Source organism: Chitinivibrionales bacterium (assembly GCA_035516255.1).
Lineage (GTDB): Bacteria > Fibrobacterota > Chitinivibrionia > Chitinivibrionales > FEN-1185 > FEN-1185.
The window spans coordinates 22,913-45,595 of the sequence record DATJAL010000046.1; the positions used below are offsets into that span (position 1 = coordinate 22,913).

18 protein-coding genes are annotated in these 22,683 nt (G+C 54.9%); 11 read left to right on the forward strand and 7 right to left on the reverse strand.

All coding sequences use genetic code 11. The features are described from left to right. The first annotated feature begins 233 nt into the window (after positions 1-233). The 9 genes from VLX68_13190 (at position 234) to VLX68_13230 (ending at position 12,325) form a co-directional block, all read left to right on the forward strand. On the forward strand, positions 234-941 hold the full coding sequence (locus VLX68_13190) for an isoprenyl transferase (GenBank protein ID HUI93195.1): 708 nt from the start codon (positions 234-236) through the stop codon (positions 939-941). Further along, positions 941-2,233 carry a phosphatidate cytidylyltransferase gene (locus tag VLX68_13195; protein HUI93196.1) on the forward strand — a complete coding sequence of 431 codons (1,293 nt, stop codon included), beginning with the start codon at positions 941-943 and terminating at the stop codon, positions 2,231-2,233. Before VLX68_13190 ends, VLX68_13195 begins: the two co-directional genes overlap by 1 nt. A 157-nt stretch (positions 2,234-2,390) precedes the next feature. Beyond that, the gene (gene dxr / locus VLX68_13200; GenBank protein HUI93197.1) at positions 2,391-3,545 is read left to right on the forward strand and encodes a 1-deoxy-D-xylulose-5-phosphate reductoisomerase; all 1,155 of its coding nucleotides are present in this window, start codon (positions 2,391-2,393) and stop codon (positions 3,543-3,545) included. Positions 3,546-3,915: 370 nt separating this feature from the next. Further along, complete coding sequence (rseP, locus tag VLX68_13205; protein HUI93198.1) at positions 3,916-5,283, forward strand: RIP metalloprotease RseP; 1,368 nt, start codon at positions 3,916-3,918, stop codon at positions 5,281-5,283. Between the two features lies 1 nt (position 5,284). Next, positions 5,285-6,121 carry a thioredoxin domain-containing protein gene (locus VLX68_13210; GenBank protein ID HUI93199.1) on the forward strand — a complete coding sequence of 279 codons (837 nt, stop codon included), beginning with the start codon at positions 5,285-5,287 and terminating at the stop codon, positions 6,119-6,121. 262 nt (positions 6,122-6,383) lie between these two features. Next, the gene (locus VLX68_13215; GenBank protein ID HUI93200.1) at positions 6,384-7,901 is read left to right on the forward strand and encodes an ATP-binding protein; all 1,518 of its coding nucleotides are present in this window, start codon (positions 6,384-6,386) and stop codon (positions 7,899-7,901) included. Next, positions 7,876-8,784, forward strand: coding sequence for a response regulator (locus VLX68_13220; GenBank protein ID HUI93201.1), 909 nt, complete (start codon positions 7,876-7,878; stop codon positions 8,782-8,784). Before VLX68_13215 ends, VLX68_13220 begins: the two co-directional genes overlap by 26 nt. Before the next feature lie 68 nt (positions 8,785-8,852). Then, entirely contained in the window at positions 8,853-9,377 is a 525-nt protein-coding gene (locus VLX68_13225) for a hypothetical protein (protein HUI93202.1), read from the forward strand. A 509-nt stretch (positions 9,378-9,886) separates the two neighbouring features. After that, positions 9,887-12,325 (forward strand): hypothetical protein, encoded by a 2,439-nt coding sequence (locus VLX68_13230; protein ID HUI93203.1) that lies wholly within the window; start codon positions 9,887-9,889, stop codon positions 12,323-12,325. Between the two features lie 137 nt (positions 12,326-12,462). On the opposite strand, the gene VLX68_13235 is transcribed toward VLX68_13230, so the two are convergent. The 6 genes from VLX68_13235 to trxB all read right to left on the reverse strand — a co-directional run bounded on the left by VLX68_13235 (position 12,463) and on the right by trxB (position 19,335). Beyond that, a complete protein-coding gene (locus VLX68_13235; protein ID HUI93204.1) occupies positions 12,463-13,170 on the reverse strand; it encodes an ABC transporter ATP-binding protein in 708 nt (235 codons plus the stop codon). Next, on the reverse strand, positions 13,160-13,936 hold the full coding sequence (locus VLX68_13240; GenBank protein ID HUI93205.1) for an ABC transporter ATP-binding protein: 777 nt from the start codon (positions 13,934-13,936) through the stop codon (positions 13,160-13,162). Before VLX68_13240 ends, VLX68_13235 begins: the two co-directional genes overlap by 11 nt. A 76-nt stretch (positions 13,937-14,012) precedes the next feature. Then, positions 14,013-15,080 carry a branched-chain amino acid ABC transporter permease gene (locus VLX68_13245; protein ID HUI93206.1) on the reverse strand — a complete coding sequence of 356 codons (1,068 nt, stop codon included), beginning with the start codon at positions 15,078-15,080 and terminating at the stop codon, positions 14,013-14,015. Between the two features lie 445 nt (positions 15,081-15,525). Next, complete coding sequence (locus tag VLX68_13250; GenBank protein ID HUI93207.1) at positions 15,526-16,686, reverse strand: branched-chain amino acid ABC transporter permease; 1,161 nt, start codon at positions 16,684-16,686, stop codon at positions 15,526-15,528. A gap of 317 nt (positions 16,687-17,003) precedes the next feature. After that, entirely contained in the window at positions 17,004-18,137 is a 1,134-nt protein-coding gene (locus tag VLX68_13255; GenBank protein HUI93208.1) for an ABC transporter substrate-binding protein, read from the reverse strand. Positions 18,138-18,387: 250 nt separating this feature from the next. Further along, on the reverse strand, positions 18,388-19,335 hold the full coding sequence (trxB, locus tag VLX68_13260) for a thioredoxin-disulfide reductase (protein HUI93209.1): 948 nt from the start codon (positions 19,333-19,335) through the stop codon (positions 18,388-18,390). A gap of 897 nt (positions 19,336-20,232) precedes the next feature. Between trxB and VLX68_13265 the strand changes: the two genes are divergently transcribed. Further along, positions 20,233-21,624 (forward strand): hypothetical protein, encoded by a 1,392-nt coding sequence (locus VLX68_13265; protein ID HUI93210.1) that lies wholly within the window; start codon positions 20,233-20,235, stop codon positions 21,622-21,624. Positions 21,625-21,726: 102 nt separating this feature from the next. Here VLX68_13265 and rpmB read toward each other — a convergent pair whose 3' ends face one another. Next, on the reverse strand, positions 21,727-21,909 hold the full coding sequence (gene rpmB / locus VLX68_13270) for a 50S ribosomal protein L28 (GenBank protein ID HUI93211.1): 183 nt from the start codon (positions 21,907-21,909) through the stop codon (positions 21,727-21,729). Between the two features lie 227 nt (positions 21,910-22,136). Here rpmB and VLX68_13275 point away from each other — a divergent pair, with 227 nt between their 5' ends. Next, positions 22,137-22,670 (forward strand): CDP-alcohol phosphatidyltransferase family protein, encoded by a 534-nt coding sequence (locus VLX68_13275; protein HUI93212.1) that lies wholly within the window; start codon positions 22,137-22,139, stop codon positions 22,668-22,670. The last annotated feature ends 13 nt before the right edge of the window (positions 22,671-22,683 follow it).

Sequence of the window (22,683 nt, forward strand, 5' to 3'; positions counted from 1 at the left end):
TTTTTTCACCGGCGCCTTTATTTCCCATTCGCAATCAAGCCCCTTTGGAAACCGCACGAAATCTTCTTTGCCGAACGGATCCAGTTGAAATATAAATATTTTTTGCCCCGGTATTCCTCGTTTTATCAACGGCATTACGGAGATTTTTGGTTTTTTAAAAAAATCAGGATGTATATTTTGAACGGTAAAATCCGCCCGGTATTTCTTGAAAAGCAAGTGATCTTGAATTAGATATGAATATCCCCGCGCATATCGGCATCATTCTGGACGGCAACGGCCGCTGGGCAAAGGCGCGCGGCCTGCCCCGGGCGGCAGGCCACCGCGCCGGCACCGACGCAACGCGAAAAATCGTTCGTTCGTGCGGAGAGTTGGGCGTAAAATACCTCACCATCTATGTTTTTTCGGCGGAGAACTGGGGAAGGCCGCGCCAGGAAGTGGCGCTGCTCATGGACCTTCTGGTGGAAATGACGCGGCGCGAGATCCGCGAGCTCAACAAGAACAACGTGCGGCTCCACGCCATCGGCGACCTTTCGAAGCTCCCGCCTAAGACGCGCAAGGAGGTGCTCGACGGCATTGACGCGACTAAGGGAAACACAGGCCTCAACCTCGTGCTCGCGGTGAGCTACGGCGGCCGCGCGGAAATCGTGGAAGGCGTCAAGAAGTTCGCCCGCGACGCGTGTGCTAATCCCTCGGTGATAGACGGGCTCACCGAGCAATCGTTCTCGCGGTTGCTCTACACCGCCGATTTTCCCGACCCCGACCTGATCATCCGTCCCGGCGGGGAGAAACGGACCAGCAATTTCCTGCTGTGGCAGTCGGCGTATGCCGAATGGTATTTCACCGACGTGCTCTGGCCCGATTTCGACAAGGCCTGCCTCGAACAGGCCATCGCCGATTTTAACAAACGGGAACGCAGGTTCGGGAAAGTGAAGGAATCCTGATGCTGAACGCTGTCAACCTGCGGCGCCGCCTTCTGTTCGCCGTGCCGGCCATTCCGATAGGGTGGTGGGGCATCAACTCCAACTTTTCGCTGCTTCCCGGCACGCCGTACCACATCGTGCCGGGCATGGTGATCACCATCGCGCTCGTCATCATGGGCGGGTTCGAATACAACAGGATGCTCTCGGTGTTCTTCCCGAGAAACGCATTCTGGCTCGGACTCACATGGCTCACCGCCGAGCTTGTCCTGGACATGTTCAATTTGTCGATCCCGTTACGGTTTTCGATATTCATCCTGCTCCTCATCGTTGCGTTTGAGGCGATTGTGTGGGGAAAAAGGAACTCGGGCCGCTGGCGACGGGCGAGCCTTTCGTTTTCCGCCATGGTGTTCCTTTACATAGCGGGAGTATCGATCCTGTACCTGTTCGATCCCGCCTTCCAATCGTTCTTCCGGCCCTATGGGTCCGAAATGCTTTCCCGGGTGGGGTTCGCCCTGGTGATCGGCTCCATTCTTATGTGCGACACCATTGCCTATTTCGCGGGAAGCATCTGGGGCAGACACCATTACAGCAACATCAGCCCGAATAAAACCATCGAGGGCAGCATTGCCGGTTTTTCCACCGCGTTCATCCTCTTCTCGGTGCTGTGGGTGTTCCTCGGGAGCCCGGCCTATCCCTGGTATCTTGGGATTTTCATGGGGCTCATCGTGGGCGTGTTCGCGCAGGTGGGAGACCTGCTGGTGTCGCTGATGAAGCGGTATTTCAAGCAGAAAAACGCCTCCGAATACCTGCCGGGTCACGGCGGCGTGCTCGACCGCTTCGGCAGCATATTCGTGGCCGTGCCCACGCTCGGACTTTTTCTGCTGGCCTTCGCCACCAACGAATACGTGCAGACCCTCGACGAATACCTCCGTCTCGTGCGCGACAAGCGGTACGAAGAAGCATACGCGATGACCGGCAGGGTCAATATCGAATGCAAAGACCAGGCCGGCGCGGCCGTTTTCTTGCAGCGGGGCGACCGCGCGGACTGGACCAAACAGCAGGCGCACCTCGAATTGAAAAAAATCGGGAAAATCCAAAGATTCAACTATTGGGAAAAGGACTCTACACAGAAATGGGAATGCCAGTCGGCACTGGGACTGCATTGCTTTAAAATCAAGGCGCTTTACAAACTCAACGAGACAAGTGCCGATAAAACCGGCGAACGGGAAGAGTGGCAGACAAGGCTTGTGTGGCTGGGCAAGGGCGCAGACTCGAAGATAAGGATTTTGAGTGAATCGGGCGAGAGCCAATAAGATCCAACGATTAATAATTATAAAATCATCGCGAAGCGGCAAGATCACATTCTGAAACGAAAGCGTTTTGGATCTAAATCGTTATTGAATCTTCTCTGCGGCCTCCGCGTACTTCGACAAGCTCAATACAGGTCTCTGCGGTGAATTTTTAAATTATATGGGCCAAGCAAAAATAATCATCCTCGGCGCCACCGGCTCCATCGGCATGAGCGCCTGCGCCTGCATCAGGCGCTTTCCGGACCGCTTCCGCGTCGCGGCCATGTCGGCCAACAATAACATTGACAAACTGGCAGCGCTTGTAAAGGAATTCAGGCCCGCGGCGGTGTGTTTCGGCGCGTCTGAAAAAGCTGCTGCCCTAAAAGGCATAATGCCTAAAGAGGTCCGCGTGTTTACGGGGGTAAAAGGCCTTGAGGAGCTTGTCGAGCAGGCCGACTTCGACATCCTGTGCAACGCGCTGGTGGGCGCGGTGGGGCTCAGGCCCACGGTCGCGGCGCTCAAAAGGAACAAGCGCGTCGCGCTTGCCAATAAGGAAAGCCTCGTGATCGGCGGCGATTACATCACCTCGCTGCTGCATCAGAAAAAAGGCGAGCTGGTTCCGGTAGACAGCGAGCACAGCGCCATCCTGCAATGCCTTGCGGGATCGGAGCGCGACGGCGTGGAATCCGTCATCCTCACCGCGTCGGGCGGGCCGTTCCGGGAGCAGCCGCTTGACACATTCAAAGACATCACGCCCAAGGACGCGCTCAACCATCCCACGTGGAACATGGGAAAGAAAATCACCATCGACGCGGCGACGCTCGTCAACAAGGGGTTCGAGCTCATTGAGGCGCACCACCTGTTCGCCATGCCCTACGAAAAACTGCGCGTGGTGATCCACCCGCAGTCGGTGGTCCATTCGATGGTGGAGTTCCACGACGGCGCCATCATCGCGCAAATGGGCGTGCCCGACATGGAGCTGCCCATCCAGCTCGCGCTGTCGTATCCGGAGCGGCTGCCGCTTGCCGGCAAGCGGCTCGACCTTGCCAAGCTGCGCGCGCTCACGTTTTTCGAGCCCGATTTCACGCGCTTCCCGTGCCTCAAGCTGTGCATCGACGCGGGAAAGACCGGCGGCACCATGCCGGCCGCGCTCAACGCGGCAAACGAAGTCGCGGTGCAGGCGTTCCTAGACAATAAAATAGGGTTCAATAGGATCGCCGAACTGATACAGGGCGCATGTGACGACCACAAGCCGGTGCCTGTTGACGGAGTGGAAACGGTGGAGAAGGTGGATCGGGAGACGAGAGAGAAGACGAGGGCGAGGATAAGAGAATAATAAAATTCCAGTGGGGGAGGTTTCCCCCTGGGGTGCAGCTTCCGCCGCCTCCTTGACGAAAACAGAAAGAAGGAAGGCGGCGGTGATCTGCACCCACACCCCCTCCGGGGTGGCCCCGGTGTGCCATTGGTTGCAAGATTCACACTGCATTGACAAGGGGCACCCGCGGAGAACGGTTGTAAAGTAAAAGTAATTTGAGCTTCCGCTTCGCCCCCGATTGGAGAATCAAAATTTTCTTTTGAGAACTAAATGCTTGCCGACGCGTTAGGCCGACCCGTGTTGGGGCACGGAATGCCGCGCCCCAACACGGGGAACGCCCAGACTTATATTTTAAATTAAAAGAATACACCTTTTAACAAAAAAGGATTCAATGCTACCGCTCCTCCAAAGCACCCTCGGCGTCACGCTCCTCGCCATCGTCGGCGTTATCATCCTCGGCATCCTGGTTCTGGTCCACGAGCTCGGCCATTTCATCGCCGCGAAATCGTGCGGGATACGGGTGCTCGCGTTCTCCATCGGATTCGGAAGGGCGCTATTGAAAAAAACAATCGGCGGGACCGAATACCGCCTGAGCGCCGTGCCGTTCGGCGGGTTCATCACCATGGCGGGCGAGCACCCGGAGGAAAAGCCCCTGCGGGAGCCGGGCGATTTCACCACAAAGCCGATCTGGCAGCGCGCCGTGGTGGCGATCGCCGGGCCGCTGGCGAATTACCTTTTCGCAATGGTATGCCTGTACTTTGTTTTCATCCTGGGCGTCAAGACGCCCGTATACCTGATGAAACCGGTGGTGGGCGACGTTGCCGACAGTTCGAGCGCGCAGCGGGCGGGGTTTCTGCCCGGCGACAGTATCGTCTTCATCAACGGCAAAAAGGTTTCCAACTGGGAAGACATCCAGCGGGTCCTGTCGCTGCAGGAGCAGCGCAACGAAATCGTGTTCTGCCGCGGCAGCGAGACAAAAACGCTTTTTCTGGTCCTCGCCCGGCCAAAAACAAGCAGGCTTCCCAAGGAGCCGACCGGCGGCCTGCTTCCAGGCTTGCCGCCGGTGATCGGGAAGGCCATTGACACCATGCCTGCGGCCATGGCAGGGATCAGTGCGGGCGACACGGTGGTGTCGATCAACGGCCGCACGGTGCGCTCGTGGGACCAGCTTACCTCCAGCGTGGTGCATTTCGACAGCGCAAAAGGCCCGCTGGCCTTCACGGTGCGGCGCGGTACGAGCCTGGTTTCAATTGCGGTGGTGCCGCGCTACAACAAGACCGACAAGCGGTACCAGATCGGCGTTTTGGGAGCGCAGCCCGCAAAGGTGCAGGTGCGTTACGGCGCGGCGGCGTCGGTGGGAAAAATGCTTGACAAAACGTGGGAATACACCACCATGATTTACGACGTGCTCGCCAAGCTGCTTTCCAAGCAGGTATCGCCCAAGCAGCTTGCCGGTCCCGTGGGCATCGTACAGATGACCGGCATCGTGGCGCTCGGCGGCCCGGTGGAGCTGATGAACCTGATGGGGCTCATCGGCATCAACCTGGCGGTGCTCAATCTGCTGCCGCTCATCATCACCGACGGCGGACTGCTGCTGTTTCTGCTGATCGAAGCGATCCGCAGGAAGCCGCTGCCGGTGAGGTACCAGCTGCTTATCAACCGGATCGCCATCACCTTTTTCATCCTGCTGTTCGCCTATGTCACCTACAACGACATGGCGAGGCTGCCCGACCTTTTCAGGCTCATGACGGGAAGGTAGCATGAAATATTTTTTACCGGTGTTGCTGGCCGGCGCACTCCTGTTCGCCCAGCGGGCAAACGCTTTCGACCAGAAAATAACGGTTCCCGATACCTTGACTGTCCAGCAGGTTCACCAGCTTGATTCGCTGGAGAACGTGATCAAGGTCGAGCAGTGCTGCAACGCCACGCTCGCGGCCTGCCTCAAGAAAAAAAATCCGTGCGAGCTCGCGGCGCGTCTCCATGCTTTCGTGAAATGGCTCGTGGCGCGCAGGACAGAATCGGCCAGGATCACTGACGAGGCCTCCAAGCGGTATGTCAGTCTTACCTCGACGATAAAAGGCACGGTTGACACCACGGTGTTCACCATCGCGGGCGACCCGAAAGCGCCCGTCCTCATTTCCGGATACGTGAGCGCCGTTTGTCCCATTTGCCACTTTGTCACCCACGAGCTGTACGACGCGGTGACGGCGGGGGAGCTCAAGGGCAAGGCAAGGCTCATGGTGAAACCGGTGGGCGAGGGTTTCGCCAACAAGTCGCTTGCCGCCGCTTGCATCATGGGAAGGTTCTGGGATTATTTCGTCGCCATCTCGATGGTCAAGAGCAGGATCGAAAAGGAGACCATTTACAACATCGCCGACAGCCTCAAGTTGGACGTGGCGAAATTCAAAAGCCTCGTCAACGGGCCGCAGGCGGACTCGCTTGTCAAGGCGAGCTCCGCCGAGGCCGGGATGAATGCGGTCACGGTCACGCCCATCTATTTTATCAACCGCGTGCGTTACGCGAGCTACAAGGACCCGGCATGGCTCGTTGACGCGGTTGAGTGCATTTATGATGAAGGTTTGAAGAAAAAGAAATAATACCGCCTTCTCGATTCCGCATTTTCCATCTTTCAAAGCAGTAAGAAAACAGTTTACAACTGGGTGTTTCTTTTTTGTATTTTACCAAATGGGTGGTGATGAGTATGTCCAACAGATAAAATTCTGCTCGATGAAATTAAAAGATATATTCAACGAAAAATAGTTGTTTTCATTTTGATTGTTTAGACCTCACCCCCAGCCCCTCTCCGAATCGGAGAGGGGAGCGTCCAAATTTATTTATTAGAAAAAAGAGTTAGGGATAATGAACATTGCAAACATCCTCCTCGTCAGCATTGACCTGCCGCAATTGAGCAGCCAGCTCGAGGAGCACGGCTACAACCCGCTCGTGGTCGCCGACATCCCCTCCATCATCGACATCGACGTGCCGTTCGCCGTGGTGCTCATCCATCAAAACGCCATCGGCGAGGCGCTCGCCGAGGACATGGAGCGCCTGTATTTCGTGAGCAAGGGCGCGCCCATCGGTGTTCTCATCAGCGACCACACGCACCTGTCCGACGGGCTCACGCGCGCGCTCGACCAGGGCACGCTCGAGCGCGTGTACCTCCACGAAGTGGAAAGCGGGCTTGCCACGAGCAGGATCGACCGCATGTACCTGGGTGCCGGACTCGACACCATTGCGCGCGCCTACCAACAGGCCGAGGACGACAAGGAGCTCCTGAGCAAGGAGATCAGCCTGCGCAACCGCCTCCACGAGCACGAGCGCGAGCTCAACATCATGGGGTCCATCACTTCGGGGCTCGTGGTGGTGGACATGACGGATAAAATCTTTCTGATGAACGAGTATGCCCGGCGGTTGTTGCGGATCGCAAAGAACGACGTGGTCGGCCTTGCGTTCAGGGAAGTGCTGCCCGACAAGGTGTCGCGTCTCGCCGAGAACGCGCTTAAAAGAATTTCCGGCGAATGGAAGCACCACGAAATCAAGAAAATCACGTTCGACGAGACCGTGCTAGAGATCGCCGCCTACCGGATGAACGATTACGAGCACCGCCCGGTGGGCCTGCTCATGCTCATCAACGACATCACCGAGCAGGAGAACACCACGGTGCAGCTTTACAGATCGGAAAAGCTCGCCACCCTCGGCACCATGCTGTCGGGCATGGCGCACGAGCTGCGCAACCCGCTCTCCATCATCAGCGCGCGGTCGCAGATGGCGCTTCGGAAGGCCGACTGGGACAAGGCGTGGGCTGCAAAGACCTTCGAGTCGATCGACGGCCAGGTGAACCGGTGCGCGGGCATCCTCAACAGCCTGCTCGAGTACACCCGCTACAAGGCGACGCAGCAGGCGCTGCACAAGTTGGGCGACATCCTCGACGAGACGCTCACCCACGTGGAATACCAGAGCATTTTCGACGCGATTACGGTGGAGAAGGACTATCAAAACGGACTCGTGGTGTTCGGCGACCGGTCGAGGTTTGTCCAGATATTTCTCAACATCATCCTCAACGCAGCCGACGCCATGGCGGGAAAGGGCGTGCTGAAGATCAGCGCAAGGGCGGACAAGGACTCGAAGGTGCTGGTGGAAATCCACGACACCGGGAGCGGCGTCGACGCCGCGGCCAAGGACCGGATCTTCGACCCGTTCTTCACCACCAAGGACCCGGGCAAGGGGACCGGGCTCGGCCTTGCCGTTGCCTATAAGATAATCCAGGATTCGGGCGGGGAAATATGGTTCACCTCCGAGCCCGGGTCAACGTCGTTTTTCGTGAGGCTCCCCTCGGGGAAGAGAAAGGTATATGAAGGAAAAACTGCTTCTGGTTGATGACGAGGCCGATTTCCTCGACGTGCTCTCGGAATTCCTCGGCGGCGAGGGATACCAGTGCGTCACCGCGCGCGACGGCAAGGAGGCGCTCGAGGTGCTGGCCAAGACGCCCATCGACCTGCTGTTGTCGGATATCAACATGCCGGGCATGAAGGGGTTCGAGCTTATCAAGGAGGCGCGGAGGCTTTATCCGGCCCTCAAGTGCGCGCTCATCACGGCCTACGACGTGCGGGACTACCTTTTCATGGCGAAAAACTACAACATCGGCAACATCATCACCAAGACCACGCCGTTCAATTTCGAGGAGGTGCGGCTGCTGGTGCGGAACATCCTCACCGAGGACGTGTTCGGCCTCGACCGGTACGTGCACGGCGGAGTCAAGAGCATCCAGGTGCGGAACACCAACGAAATCGAGGGCGTCATACAGAACATTGTGGGCGGCATGCCCGACCTGCGTCACAAGCGTAAGTTCCGCCAGGCGCTCAACGAGATCATCGTGAACGCGGTGTATTACGGCGCCAAGAGGGAACGCGGCGACCGTAAAGATTCCTGGCCGCAGGAGGTGACACTCACGCCCGAGGAGGAGATCGTGGTGCAGTGGGGCGCCGACGACGAAAAGGCCGGCGTCGCGGTGCGGGACCAGAAGGGCGTCTTGACAAAAGAAGAAGTGCTGTACTGGCTCGAGCGCAATGCGTCAAAGGACGAAGAAGGCATCTCCATCGGCCTGCTCGACGAGCACGGCAAGGGCCTTTTCATTTCGCGCGAGACCATCGACCGGTTCATCGTGAACATCAAGCGCGGGAATACCACGGAGATCGTGATGCTGAATTACAAGGAGGGACTGTACGACGGGTACCGGCCGCTGTGGATACAGGAATTTTAAATTCGACTGAAGAATAAATATTGAAGTCGCCTGCAAAACGGGCGCTTAAAAAGATAGGGGGTAGTCACATGAAGCTGCGCATCGTGATTTACGGATCGGTTCTCGTCTTGTGCATCGCCGCCGCGCTGGTGGTGGGGTTCAACTTCGGCGACATCATCGCCGGCGACACCTCGGCAAATAAAACGGTTGAGGATTTTGCCAGCACGAACGCGGTACGGCTTTCAAAGAACGCCATTCTGCTGGTAAAAATGGACAGCGGATACGGGGCCATCAAACTGCTGAAATCGGGCGGCCGTTCCGCCAAGGTGAAATGGTGGTACCAGGATGGACTTTGTTCCACCGCCTTCTCCGAAGACGGGATGTGCGGCATCACCAAACTGGTGGACAAAGTCAAGGTGGTGCACGGCAGCGCCAAGAACCGCATCGACAACAAGGGGAGCGTTGATGTGGTCAAAATAAACGAGACAAGCGTGAAATGGAGCGCGCCGGACTGGTTTTATTACGACACCAGGTACGGGATGATGCTGAAGAACGAGGCCGATATCAAGAGGGTGGTGATCAGCGAGCATGATGATTGGACGTATATAAAGTGATTCAGGCCTCGCCGTGGCCTGAAGCATGGCTCCCATTTAAAAAAAATAATTCGATTGAGCGCTTTCCGTTGCCGAGGAACAACGCTAAAAAGGTGAGGAGCAGGTACCTTTATAAAGTCAATCTCACCATTCGTTGACAATAGATAATCCGCAGTCTTTCCTTATCCGCCAGATATGCTTCTGTCATTTTTCAACCGATTGCACCGGCTTATTGAGTTTAAGATACGCTGAAGCGTGATTATAGTTGGATATTTTGATAACGGAAATGTAATATTAAGACAGTTGTTATTCCACAACGTCAACCATGGGGAAGCGTTTTGACACAAGTAAAATTGTTGGCTCTCCTCTATCTCTTTTTTGCGCTTAGCTCCAGCCCCGCCGACGGCCAGGCGCTTAAAGAAGACATGGTTCAAGTTGTTCTCCCGTTCCATATATTCAGATCGTTACCCGCGGACAATATCAAAACGCAGCAATACTTCGAATACAGGTCGTCTTTTCAAGCGCATATCATGGAAATTCTTTCAACAATGAAAATAAGGGCATTGCCGGCGCTTTATGCATCGGCCTTTCAAGCGGCGTATGATCCGCGGAGCATGGAAGATATTGATGATTTTCTGAAATATGAGCCCAAGGAACAGCGAAAATACCTCACTCTTATTCCGGTGGTGCACAATAATATACTGGACCTCCAGGGAGACAAATACAAGATTAAAATCTCGGTAGAGATTTATGCCATGGAAGCCACTGGCAAAATAGGGAAACCGCTCCTTGCGGGAGACCTTGAATGTAATGGAAAATGGCTGGCAGATCAAAACAAGTCAAACTCCGGCGATGAGGTGTTATCTGAAATAAAAGCCGCGCTTTTCAAACAAAAGCAATGGCCGGCACTCACTGCCTATATTCACGATCACGCGAAAGAATTCTTGCCGTTTCCGCAATTTGGAAAGTACCGGTTCCATAAAGAGCAGTCTACGCATTCTTTCGGCCAAGCGTGTAGCATCTTTTTCAACCAGTTTCCTCTTACCTTGAACCAGGCTTCCACCCGGATAGAGAAATCAAATCTGTATATCGTCAACGCAACCCAAAATACGAACAAGATGACGTTTGATTTTGATCTTGGCAATGAAGTCCCGGCGCTCGTGTACGGCTATATCATTGCATCGGATCTCAAAGTAAGGGAGTTGACAAATAAGGATGTCCATATTGAAAAATCCCCTGAAGCCGTTCCCGACGATGTGTATTCCGGTTTGCGGTATCTTGTCGTTGACCTGCCGGGCATCACAACAGGTTCCGTCGTCAGCTATGCAATCAAATACTACGATCGGGCGGCGTTCGATTCAACCGCACTCTGCATTCCCGGCTCGAATACCCATGGTAATCCTCTTGCGCGCGATTTGACCCTGAGATTTTCGAGCGATTCGACGCCGTGGCAACTTCGGGTTTTGCTTCCGTATTCGTCGATGTCCAAAGTCTTCATACAAACCGAAAAGGTGAGCGTGTTGGATTCCTTGGCCACGGGGTTTGGAAAGAACCCTTTTCGTGATGGACTGTTTAGTCCAAGGAACCCGTACGCGGCGCGGCCGAAGGGGTTCGCAAATCTTATTACTGGCAGCATGGAAAAGAGAATATCAGCTCTTACACCGCCGCTGTACAACCCAGAATATCTTTTCCAAATGTTCCTGTATGAGGGATTGTCAACGCCTCTGCCGGTTCCGGCTATGGAACCATTGACGTATATGGAGGTCCCCAGAATTCGCGTCGCAACGGAAACCTCATGGGATTCGTTATACGGGCAGACTCGTGATTCCATATTTTCCCTCATTAATCATCGGAAAAAAGCCTCCTTGCTTTCCGGGAAGGCGCCAACACAAGTCGTTATTGACTCAATGGTTGCAAACCTGCAGACATTTTTTTCAGATAGCCTTCGGTACATGCACGTTTCATTCAGCGGCCACAAGACGATTCCGGAATGCCCGGACACACTCCTGGTCACCCGAATGGGCGATTGCAAGGATTTCTCCACCCTTTTCATTTCAGAACTTCGTTCGATGGGAATTAACGCCGTTCCCGCGCTGGTGAATGCCTCGTGGCCGACGTCAACATCCATGACGCTGCCGTCCTACGATGCTTTCGATCACATGATCGTATACGTCCCGCAATTTTCCTGGTGGATCGATCCGGTGTACCATCCGCTGCCGCCGGCAATCGTTCCGGAATATCTCACGGGGCTCAAGTCGCTCGTCCTTTTCAAGGATTCCGCGAGGATCATGGAGATAAGGTCCAACGAGGATTCGCTCTACCATTCGGTGATATCGTATGAGATTAAAATCGAAGGACAGAACGAAACGGTCGCGAACACGTACGTCGCCTCTTATGAGAAATCGGGCCTTGTTCGAAAGTATCTCCCGCGCATCGATACCACCCGTTATCTTGATTTCCTTTTTCCGGCGGATGATAATGCCAAACGATACTCGATTGATGAGCAGAATTTGCAAATCTCGGGCCTGGACCGACGCAATGGCAGGGTGATCATTCATCGCCGATTCACGGCTCGAAACACGGTCACGATGGCCGGCGGCAACAGATTGCTTAACCTTCCGGAAATGCCGCTGTTTTGGTTTGTTTCCATTGTGGCTTCAAACACCCGCACCTCAGATTTGTATTTTCCTTATTTCCTTTTCTGCGATGTAAAAATAAAATTGTCTGACGATTACACGGCGCTATGGCCAAAAAACACGACGCAGCTTGATTTCGGCGGCGGCCTTCGTGTCGTGCAACTGACAAGCCATGAGATAGATTTTTGTTTTCATGTTAAAAAGGGGATTATGAATCTTCAGGAATATATGGTGTTCAAGCGTGCAATGGATTTTTACAGGAATTTTTTCTCAAATCCGATTCCAATTAAAAGACAATCCGCGAAAACCGCGCAGGGCCGACAGTCGCTTTGAGATTTTTAAGAATTGTCTATAATGAAATAGGGGGGACATTCCGAATTCGGCAGCATCTGGAAGAATGGACGGCAAGCGGCGCTTCCCACCGCCGGCGGTCGGCCACTCATCTTGCATTGATAATCCTCAATTTATCCTCATCCCCCCAAATACGCCTCTCTCACCTTCGGATTGTCCCTTATCTCCGCCGCCTTCCCGCTCAATACGATGCTTCCCGTTTCCAGCACGTAGGCGGTATGCGCAATTGACAAGGCCTTTGCCGCGTTCTGCTCCACGAGCAGGATGGTGGTGCCTTCGCGGTTGATCCGCACGATGGTCTCGAACATGTCTTGCACGAGCGCGGGCGCAAGGCCCATGGACGGCTCGTCGAGAAGAAGCAGTTCGCCGCCGGTGACGAGCGCGCGGCCCACGGCCAGCATCTGCTGCTCTCCACCGGAAAGCGTTCCTGCGATCTGGGCCCTGCGTTCCTTGAGACGCGGGAACAATTCAAACACGTGGGTGAGTGCCTTGGAAACGGCGGCGGCGCTCTGCCCGGCCGAGGCCGCGACTTCGAGGTTTTCCATGACCGTGAGCGGCGCGAAAATGCCGCGTCCTTCAGGCACGTGCGCGATTCCCTTTTTGACAATAAGGTGCGGGGCGATGCCCGTGATGTCCCGGCCTTTGAAGAAGATGGAACCGGAGGCTGGGCTCTTGAGCCCGGACACGGAGCGAAGGATGGTGGATTTTCCCGCGCCGTTTGCGCCGATGATCGCCACGATGCGGCCCGCGTCGACCGAAAACGACACGTTGTCCACCGCGATTATGGAGCCGTACGACACGGAAAGGCGGTTCACCTCAAGCAGCATGGGCGCTGTCCTTTCCGAGGTACGCCTCGATGACGCGCGGATGGGCCCGGATCTGCTCCGGCGTGCCCGCCGCAATTGTTTCGCCGAAGTCAAGCACGACGATGCGCTGCGACACCTTCATGATCACGTGCATGTTGTGCTCAATGATGAGGATGGTGAGGCTGAATTTCTCCTTGACCCACAGAATGGTCTCGATGAGTTCGGCGGCCTCTCTGGGGTTCATGCCGGCGGCGGGTTCGTCGAGCAGCAGCAGCGACGGCCGGGTGGCGATGGCGCGCGCGATTTCGAGGCGGCGCTGCTGGCCGTAGGCCAGCGACGAGCTGCGCAGTCCCGCCTTTTCCACAAGTCCGAATACGTCAAGCAGCTCGCGGCACCAGGCGTCGAGGTCGTGCTCTTTTGTCCAGAATGAGGGCGGATGGAACAGCGAAGTGAGCATGCCGTAGTCCGCCTGGTGCCGCGCCGCCACCTTGATGTTGTCGATGATCGACATGTCGTGGAACAGCCTGATGTTCTGGAACGTGCGGCCGATGCCTTTGCGGTTGACGAGGTGCGGCGACATGCCGGTGATGTTTTCGTTGTTGAGGGCGATGGCACCGCGTTTGGGTCTGTAAATCCCGGTTATCAGGTTGAACACGGTGGTCTTGCCCGCGCCGTTCGGGCCGATGAGCCCGACCAGCTCGCCTTTGTCAAGAGTCAGGTTGAACCCGGACACGGCGCACAGCCCGCCAAAGTAGTGGGTAAGGTCGTTTATGGTGAACAGGGGCATTCCTTATTCCTTTATTTGTTACAGAGAATTCACCGCAAAGGCGCAAAGAACGGAAAGAAATTGAGAGTTTTTATGTTCATAGTGTCCATTTTCTTTTCTTCTTTGCGAACTTTGCGTCTTTGAGGTGAAATTTATTTTTTCTCTTTTGCACCATTTCCTTGAACTTCCACGGCACCAGGAACCCGAACTCCTTTTCCCCCATGATCCCGTCGCGCATGAACCGCATCACCAGAATCAGAATGAGCGGGTAGATCACGAGGCGCCAGCTTTCCAAGTTGACAAGCCGGAGCAGCTCGGGCACCACGGTGAACGTTGCCGCGCCCACGATGCTGCCCGCGATGCTATGCGGCCCGCCGATGTACAGGAAGATGAGGATGTCGAGCGTCTTGAGGAACCCGAAGTTGTCCGGGTTGATGTACCGGCTCATATGCGCGAACAGGCCGCCGGCGATGCCGGCGAAGAACGCGCCCAGCACGAACGCCCACACCTTCTGGAACGTGGTGTTCACGCCCATGCTCGCGGCCGCTATTTCGTTGTCGCGCACCGCAATGCACGCCCTTCCGTAATGCGAGTAGATGAAATTGCGCATCATCCAGAGCGAGAGAAAGAAAAACGCGCCGATGTAAATCGCTCCGGAGAATGCCGGAATGCCGGGGATGCCGCGCGGCCCTCCCAGAACGTCGAAGAACCGCAGTCCGGCGCGGATCACCTCGCCGGCCGCGAGCGTCACGATGGCAAGGTAGTCGCCGCGCAGCCGCAAACTCGGGAACCCGATTAAAAGCCCGAAAACGCCGGCAATTGCGCCGCCGGCAATAACCGCAAAAATAAAAATCAGATGTCCCTCAATCGAGGAGGTTGACAATGCGCTGCCGAACACCGCTTTGGGCGCCACGGTGGTGATGACCGCCGACGTGTAGGCGCCGATGGCCATGAACCCGGCGTGGCCAAGCGAGAACTGGCCCGTGAACCCGTTGATGAGCGCGAGCGACACGGTGAGGATGATGTTGATTTCTATGATAAAAAAGATGCGGGAATAATACTGGAACTGGCGGAGCGGGGAGAGAAGTCCGGCAAGGGATTGGAGAATAATAAATATTCCCAGGACGATAATTAATTTGACTAAATGATTCTTTTTTGATTCCATAATATCAATCTGCATAAAATAATTCTGAATCAGGGCGTTCCCCTCGCCTTCGTCAAGACTCAGGCTCGGGTCGGCCTCCTTGCTGGCTCGGCTGTTCGCCTCGTTGCCGGACCGCCCGAGTCGCCTTCGGCGAAGGGTCGGCCGGCAATTCGCTCTGGCTCACCCTCCAGTCCGCCTAACGCGGCGGCGGAGTTTTTTTTCGTGAACATCTCCTGTGACGCCGAACGCACACATCTTTTCAAAAATGACATTTTAATCTTAACAACTGCTCTGCGCGGGTGCGCCCAACGAATGTTTGAAACTTGCCACGGTCGGTACCCGGCCGCACCCAGGAGAGGGGAGTGCCGAGGATCGCCGCCGCCTTACTGCGTTTTTGTCTTATCAGGAAGGCGGCGGAAGCCGAGGCCGAGGGAGATACCTCTCCCCCAAAAGAATTTATTATTTATCAAACTTTTTCCTGTTCACTCCTGCCAAGTATGCCAGTGGGCTTGACAAGCAGGATTATAATCAAAATTATGAACGCCGCCGCGAATCCTAAATTTGAATCAACAGAATTTGCAAATACTTCGGATATTCCCATGATGAAAGCGCCGATGACCGCGCCCGGCAGGCTTCCGATTCCGCCAAGCACCGCGGCGATGAAGGCCTTCATGCCGGGAAAAAATCCGAGAAAAGGCGACTGGAGCACGCCGTAGTTCATCGCATAGAGAATACCTGAAACGCCGGCCAGCGCCGGGCCAATGGCAAAGGTTATCGAGATGATCCTGTTGACGTCAATGCCCATGAGGCTGGCCACGTCATGGTTGTACGCGACGGCACGCATCTGTTTCCCCATGAGGGTTTTTTCGACAAGGAACCAGAGCGCGAAAAGCAGGACGGCGCACACCGCCATGTTGAGCGCGAACAGGTTGGTGACGGCAACATCGAGGCCGGGAATGCGCACGAGGTCGAATTTGCCTATGATGTCGGGAAACGCGCGGTACTTGTTGTCGAACACGATGGGAAGCGAGCAGAAGTTTTCCAGAAAGTATGAAACGCCGAGCGCGGTGATGAGCGCCAGCAAGCGCCTTTTGCTGCGAAGCGGCCGGTACGCGATGCGTTCCATGGTCACGCCGAGCACCGCGCACATGACCATGACGTACGCCGCAAGCAGGGGAAAGAAAAAGGGGCCGAGCTTTAAGGAAAAAAGAAACCGCGAGCCCAAATACAGGAGCGGCGCAAAGGCGGCGGAAAGCGCGGCCAGAACAAGGAGTTTTAAAACAGCAATCGTTCCCTGGAATACAAGTTTTGTCCTGCGCGACGCGCCTGGCGCATGCGCCTTCGGAAAGAGTTTACGTACAGGAATCCTATCGAACAGCGCCACCATGGTCAGGTACGCCGTGGCCACGGCCATGAGAACGCAGACCTGCGGAGGAAATGCCGCCATGCCCGCGTAAAACGACACCAGGAAAAACGCGATGTACGCGCCCACCATGAAAATATCGGCATGCGCGAAGTTGATGAGCTTGATCACGCCGTAGATGAGGGTGTAGCCGAGCGCAATGAGCGCGTAGATGGTGCCGAGCTGCACGCCGTTGATGAGCTGCTGGAGGAGGTAGGAGGACATGAGGAGATTTTTATTTTATCTGATAAGATTTGTCCCGATGATTTGGGATGATTTTTGTTCAGAATAAACTTACGATAAAATAAATTTCCCCTGATTTCTTGTCATTCAATTAAGGAAGTTAGATTGATTGGTCTGTAGGTCCGCGGGTTAGCGGGTAGAATAAATTACCACGGGTTGATCAAGTGTGCCAATTTTTTTGTTGAAAGCCTCCCGGGGGAGGTTGGCGGGCGACATAATCGCATTTTCCTTGGCGGGTCTAAGGGCCGGCCAGGCCCTTCCATATCTTGAATCTATATTTATTTTCTTAAACCGAATAATTACGGCGCTACTCGTTCCACAAACACCTGCTTCCCATCCTTTATCTTCAATATCACCGCGGACTTTATCGGATTTCTCTTTTCGTCAAACGTAATATTGCCGGACACTCCGGCCACCGGGCTCGTTTTAATCGCCTCTTTCAGCGCGTCCGGGTCAAGGCTGCCGGTCTTTTTAATCGCGGACATGAGAATGACCGCCGCGTCGTAGGCAAGCGACGCGAGCGCGTCGGGCTTATCGTTGTACTGTTGTTTGTATTTGTCAACGAAATTCCGCACCACGGCGCCCGTGTCGTCTTTTGAAAAATGGTTTGAGAACACGCAGCCTTCCACGCTGGCGCCGCCGATCTCCACGAGCTTGGGCGAGTCCCAGCCGTCGCCGCCGCCGGTGGGGACCGAGAGCCCGATTTCCTTTGACTGCTTCATGATCATAGCGTCGGCGGCATAGTAGTTGGGGCAGTAGAGAAAATCCGGCGCGGCCGCCTTGATGTTGGTGAGCTGCGCCTTGAAATCGACCGTGTTGGCCTCGTCGGTAAACGCTTCCCTGGCGACGATCGTTCCCCCGTACTCTTCGAATTTTTTTGAAAACACCTGGGCGAGCCCCTTGTTGTAGTCGTTGCCGTTATCGTAGATGACGGCCGCCTTTTTCGCCTTGAGGGTGTTGCCCGCGTATTTCGCCATCACCATTCCCTGGAACGGGTCGATGAAGCACGCGCGGAATATAAAGTCGCCCGCCTCGGTGACTTTCTCGTTTGTCGAGGCGGATGAAATCATGGGCACGCGCGACTCCTGGCATATGGGCGCGATCGCGAGCGAGTTTTTGGAAGCAACGGCTCCGATGATGGCGATCACACCGTCCTTGCTGATGAGCTTCTGGCAGGCGTTTGCCGCTTTTTCCGGCTGGCCCTCGTCGTCTTCATACACCGCCCGCACCGGCAGGTCCACGCCCCCCACCATGATGCCGCCCGCCTGGTTAACTTCCGCGACGGCAAGCTCCATTGCCTGTTTCGACGACTGCCCGAAGGTGGCGGTGCTGCCGGAAAGAGGGAACAATCCTCCAATGACGATTTCCTTTTTTGATTTTGAACATGAGACGAGGAGTAAAGCGAGAATAGTGAGGATGACGATTTTTTTCATGAAAGGCTCCTTGAAATCAATCACAGAAGAAGTATTTATGGATTATGTTGGCTCATTATAATGATCAACGGCAATACACTTTGTCAAGTTACCAATACTTCACCAGAGTTCCATCACGAATACTGACTCCGAGCTTGCCGTCGCTGCCCGCCAGAATGCGCTAGGCAGGACTGGAGGGCCACGGGGGAACGCCCGGCCTATTTATGAGTTTGAGGCAGATTGTGCCTCTCCCCCGATATTTTATTATTTATCAACAATATCCCTTCTCCGTCAGCCACTTCAGCGCATCGAACGCGGCCATGCACCCGCTGCCCGCGGCGGTGATGGCCTGACGGTAGCGGAAGTCCTGCACATCGCCGGCCGCGAAAACGCCGTCGAGCGACGTCGTGGCGGTGCCGGGATGGGTGAAAATGTATCCTGATTCGTTCAACAAGAGCTGGCCGTTAAGAAAACCCGTGTTGGGCTGATGGCCGATGGCCTCGAACGCGCCGGCGACCTCGATGGAGCTTGTATCGCCGGTTTTCGTGTCTTTGAGCCTCACGCTTCTGAGCAGGGAATCTCCTGCGAATTCCTCAACGATCTTGTTCCACAGCGGCTGTATTTTCTGGTTGCCCAGCAGGCGCTGCTGCATGATGCTGCTTGCTCTCAGGGAATCCCTGCGGTGGATGAGATAGACCTTTGAGCCGTATTTCGAAAGGTACATGGCGTCCTCGACCGCAGTGTCGCCGCCTCCGATCACGGCCAGCGGCTTGTTGCGGAAGATGGGCAGTCCGCCGTCGCACACGGCGCATGCGGAGATGCCGTGCTGAAAGAATTTCTTTTCGGATGCAAGGGAAAGACGCTTGGCAGTGGCGCCGGTGGCGATGATCAGCGAGCACGTTTCATAGGCGGCGCCGCTGGACGAGGTCATTTGAAACGGGTGCTTGGAAAGATCAATGGATTCGATGTCCTCGGTGATCATCCTTGTCCCGAACCGTTTGGCCTGCCCGCGTATCTCGGCCATGAGGTCCGGGCCTGCAATGCCTTTTTTAAATCCGGGGAAGTTTTCTATGTCCGAGGTTATCATGAGCTGGCCGCCCGGAATCCCGCCCGCCTGGAATCCCTCGAACAGCAGGGGAGCAAGGTTCGCCCGTGCCGCGTAAATCGCGGCGGTGAGCCCTGCAGGGCCCGAGCCGATGATGATGAGCTTTTCCGACATTACTTCCTCCGAAAAAGGATTCTATATTTTTTGCGGAATCGTTAATAAAATAATATCGATTAATCGTGATAATCGCGCAATATTTTGCCGGGAAGGGCTTGTTTTGTAAATGCATCAATAATCATGGCGCCTGCCGGTCACGGTACCGTGCCTCCCTACGGGCTCGGCCACTCGCCTCGTTGCCGGACCGCCCGCATCTCGATACGCCACTCTAAAGCGTGGCTACTCCACGACAGGGCTGAATAAGGGGACGGCATGAGGCAAACGGCTTAATTAAGTGCGCGAAGCGCAACTACCTTGCCTCAGGGAACGAAGTGACACAAGGCAAGGGATATGACAATGAAGCACGAAGTGCTATCACCACACCTTGTAGAATGCAATGACAATGCGCTCGACCGCACCCTCCGGTCCGCACTGGCGCGGAACATCCTCCTCTACTTTACAAACACAAATCGACCTTGGGAATGAGTCCAAATCTTCCGTAAATTGTATATCGTCCATGCTTGCAAGGCGGCTTAAAACAGGCGGATGGACAACAAGTACAGAAAATCCGACCAACGGGACTCCGCGGGTGCGCCCAGCGGATGTATGAATCTTGCCACGGCAGGTACCCGGCCGCACCCAGGAGGGGTAGCGAAGGACCGGGCGCGCTTTACGGGTACGAATTAGCTTAAATACGGTGGAGCGCGACCGGGTCTGAGCGAGGGGGAGACTTCCCCCGCCTGAATTAAATTTAATCTATTTTACTTTTTTCAGCGACTATAATATTTGAACATGTTATTTCACTTTTCCCTTATATTTATCATATAGTAGTCCATATTGACTTGTTCAACTTTAAAGTGTTATACTTTTACTAACTATCCACAAGGCGGGGAACCCTATCAAAGGACGGAATCCATGAAACGTATCAAATTGATCATGTCACTGCTGTGTGTCGCGGCGGCAATGAGCACCGCGCAGGGCGCGACCATTTTCTCCGACGATTTCTCCGACTCAAACGCGTCAAAGCTCAATTGGATAGAGCTCGGCCAGAACATGACCGTCTCCTATACCGGCGGCATCCTTACCATCAAGAATGACGATGCAAACTTCACGGGATTCATGATCCATAATTTTTCCGGCACCAAGCCTTCCACGTTTACGCTTTCCGCGCAGATGACCATTACCGACCCGACTTCCAACGGCGTTGGCATGATGTACTGTCTCAACAGTCAATCTCAGCTGAAGGGCTATTCTCTCCAGTTGGGAATCTCACAGTATGTTTACGTGGAAAAATACGACACCGGCAACCCAACGCAGATCGTGCAAAAGTCATCGTCAACGGTGGATCCGACCACTAACGTCATCCAAGTGAGCAAGAGCGGCGACCTGTTCGCCGTGTCGTGCAACGGAACTTATGTGCAGAAATTCAATGACAACACCTTTCCCAGCGGCGACATCGCGCTCATCGTGCCCCCCAAGACAACGGCGAAGTTCGACAATGTGCTCATGACCGATGTGTACGTGCCCCCCGTGATGCCCACGTGCTTCGCCGACTCGTTTCCCACCACCGACCTTGAGGGATGGAACCTCGGCCTCCAGCAGGGAACCATAACGGTGGGCGCCGGCGCGCTTGTCAACGACAACACCGACACCACGTTTTCGAGCATCATCTACAACGACGTGGGTGATTATTCCCACGCGTCCATGAGGGCCGTTGTCACCAGCACGAGCGGGACCGGCATGTACGGCGTCACGTTCGTGTCCGACATCCAGAACGGGGCCAAGACCTTCGCCTTTGTCGTAAGCCCGGACCGCCGCTATGCCATCATATATCCCGACAGCCCGTCGGTGAACACGCGCAATCCTCAGAGTTACATCAAGGGGTCGCTGGGAAAGGATACGCTTGACGTGATACGCTACGCCACGAGGTACGCGTTCGTCATCAACGGCACCGACGTGGGTGAAAACATTCCGGTGCCCGCAAGCTACAACATCGAGGGCGCGGGACTGTACACGGGCAAGAAGACATCGATGACCTGCAATTATTTCATCGTTGGCGGGGACAGCACCGGCGCGAAATGCCTGCCCAGCGCGGTTTCCAACAAGCGTCTCTCGTATCAAGCGGCTGTTCGGCCGGTTCTTGCAAAAGGCTGCCTTATCTACGATATCATGGGGCGCAAGGTGGGGGTGTACGACGGCGTCTCGCTTTCCGCAATGAGACTCGGCAGGGGCCTGTACTTCATCATGCCCGCGGGCGACGCCGCGCAAAACGCCAAGCCGGTGCGCATGCTGCAGATTAAGAATTAATTCGTTTTGAAGGACAGAAATAAAAAGGCCCCGGTTGTCATTACCGGGGCCTTTTTATTTGAATCCTGCAGGAAGAACCCAATCTTCCCGCATTTTAAATCATTACGCCTTAGCCATTGCCTTAAGGCATTTCATGCAGATTTTTATGCGCTTGGACGTTCCGTTCACCTTGGTCTTGATGGTGCGCAGGTTGGGAAAGAAAATCCTTTTGTTGACATTGTGCGCGTGCGAGATGGTCGAGCCGGACACCGGGCTTTTCCCGCACACTTCGCATGTTTTCGCCATTTTATCCTCCTGAATTTTATTAGTATTTCATTTTTAACAGGGGATAAATATAGATTATCCTTGGATGATTATTCAAGAGAATTGGTATGATGGACCTGAATGGACTTATGCCGGAAATTAGCAGGATGTAAATCAACAGTCATTACTTATTTTTTGTCAGTAGCGCTATGATTGAGAAATTGAAACCTTTTTATAATTCAGTATTGAATCCTGTCGCAGATTTTTTGATGCGAATTAAAATTCATCCAAACCTGATAACCGCGTTTGGAGTCTTATTGTCATTAATTGCAGGGTATTTCTGCGCAACAGGGAAATGGTACCTTGCCGCGCTCATTGTTTTTGTCGGTTCGTGCATGGACGGACTCGACGGGCTCGTTGCCCGGCAGGCCGGAAAAACGACCGCGTTCGGCGCAGTGTTCGATTCCGCCTGCGACAGGATCACCGAAACGGCATGGTTTTTCGGAATACTGTATTTTTACCTTCAGCGGCCCGTGTTCGGCCGCGAAGGCGTGTGGCTCTCTTTTCTTGCCATGGCCGGTTCCCTGATGGTAAGCTATGTACGTGCGCGCTGCGAGGCCGCGGCCATCGCCTGCAAACAGGGCCTGCTCCAGAGGCCCGAAAGAATTATCGTGCTCATCGCATGCCTGCTCGCGGGGCCGCGTATCATGGCGTGGGGACTTGGATTGCTGGCCCTGCTTTCATACGCCACCGTGGTGCAACGGCTCGTCATCGCCCGGCGGGCCGATAAAAACGCCGATTAACAAAGAGTAAACC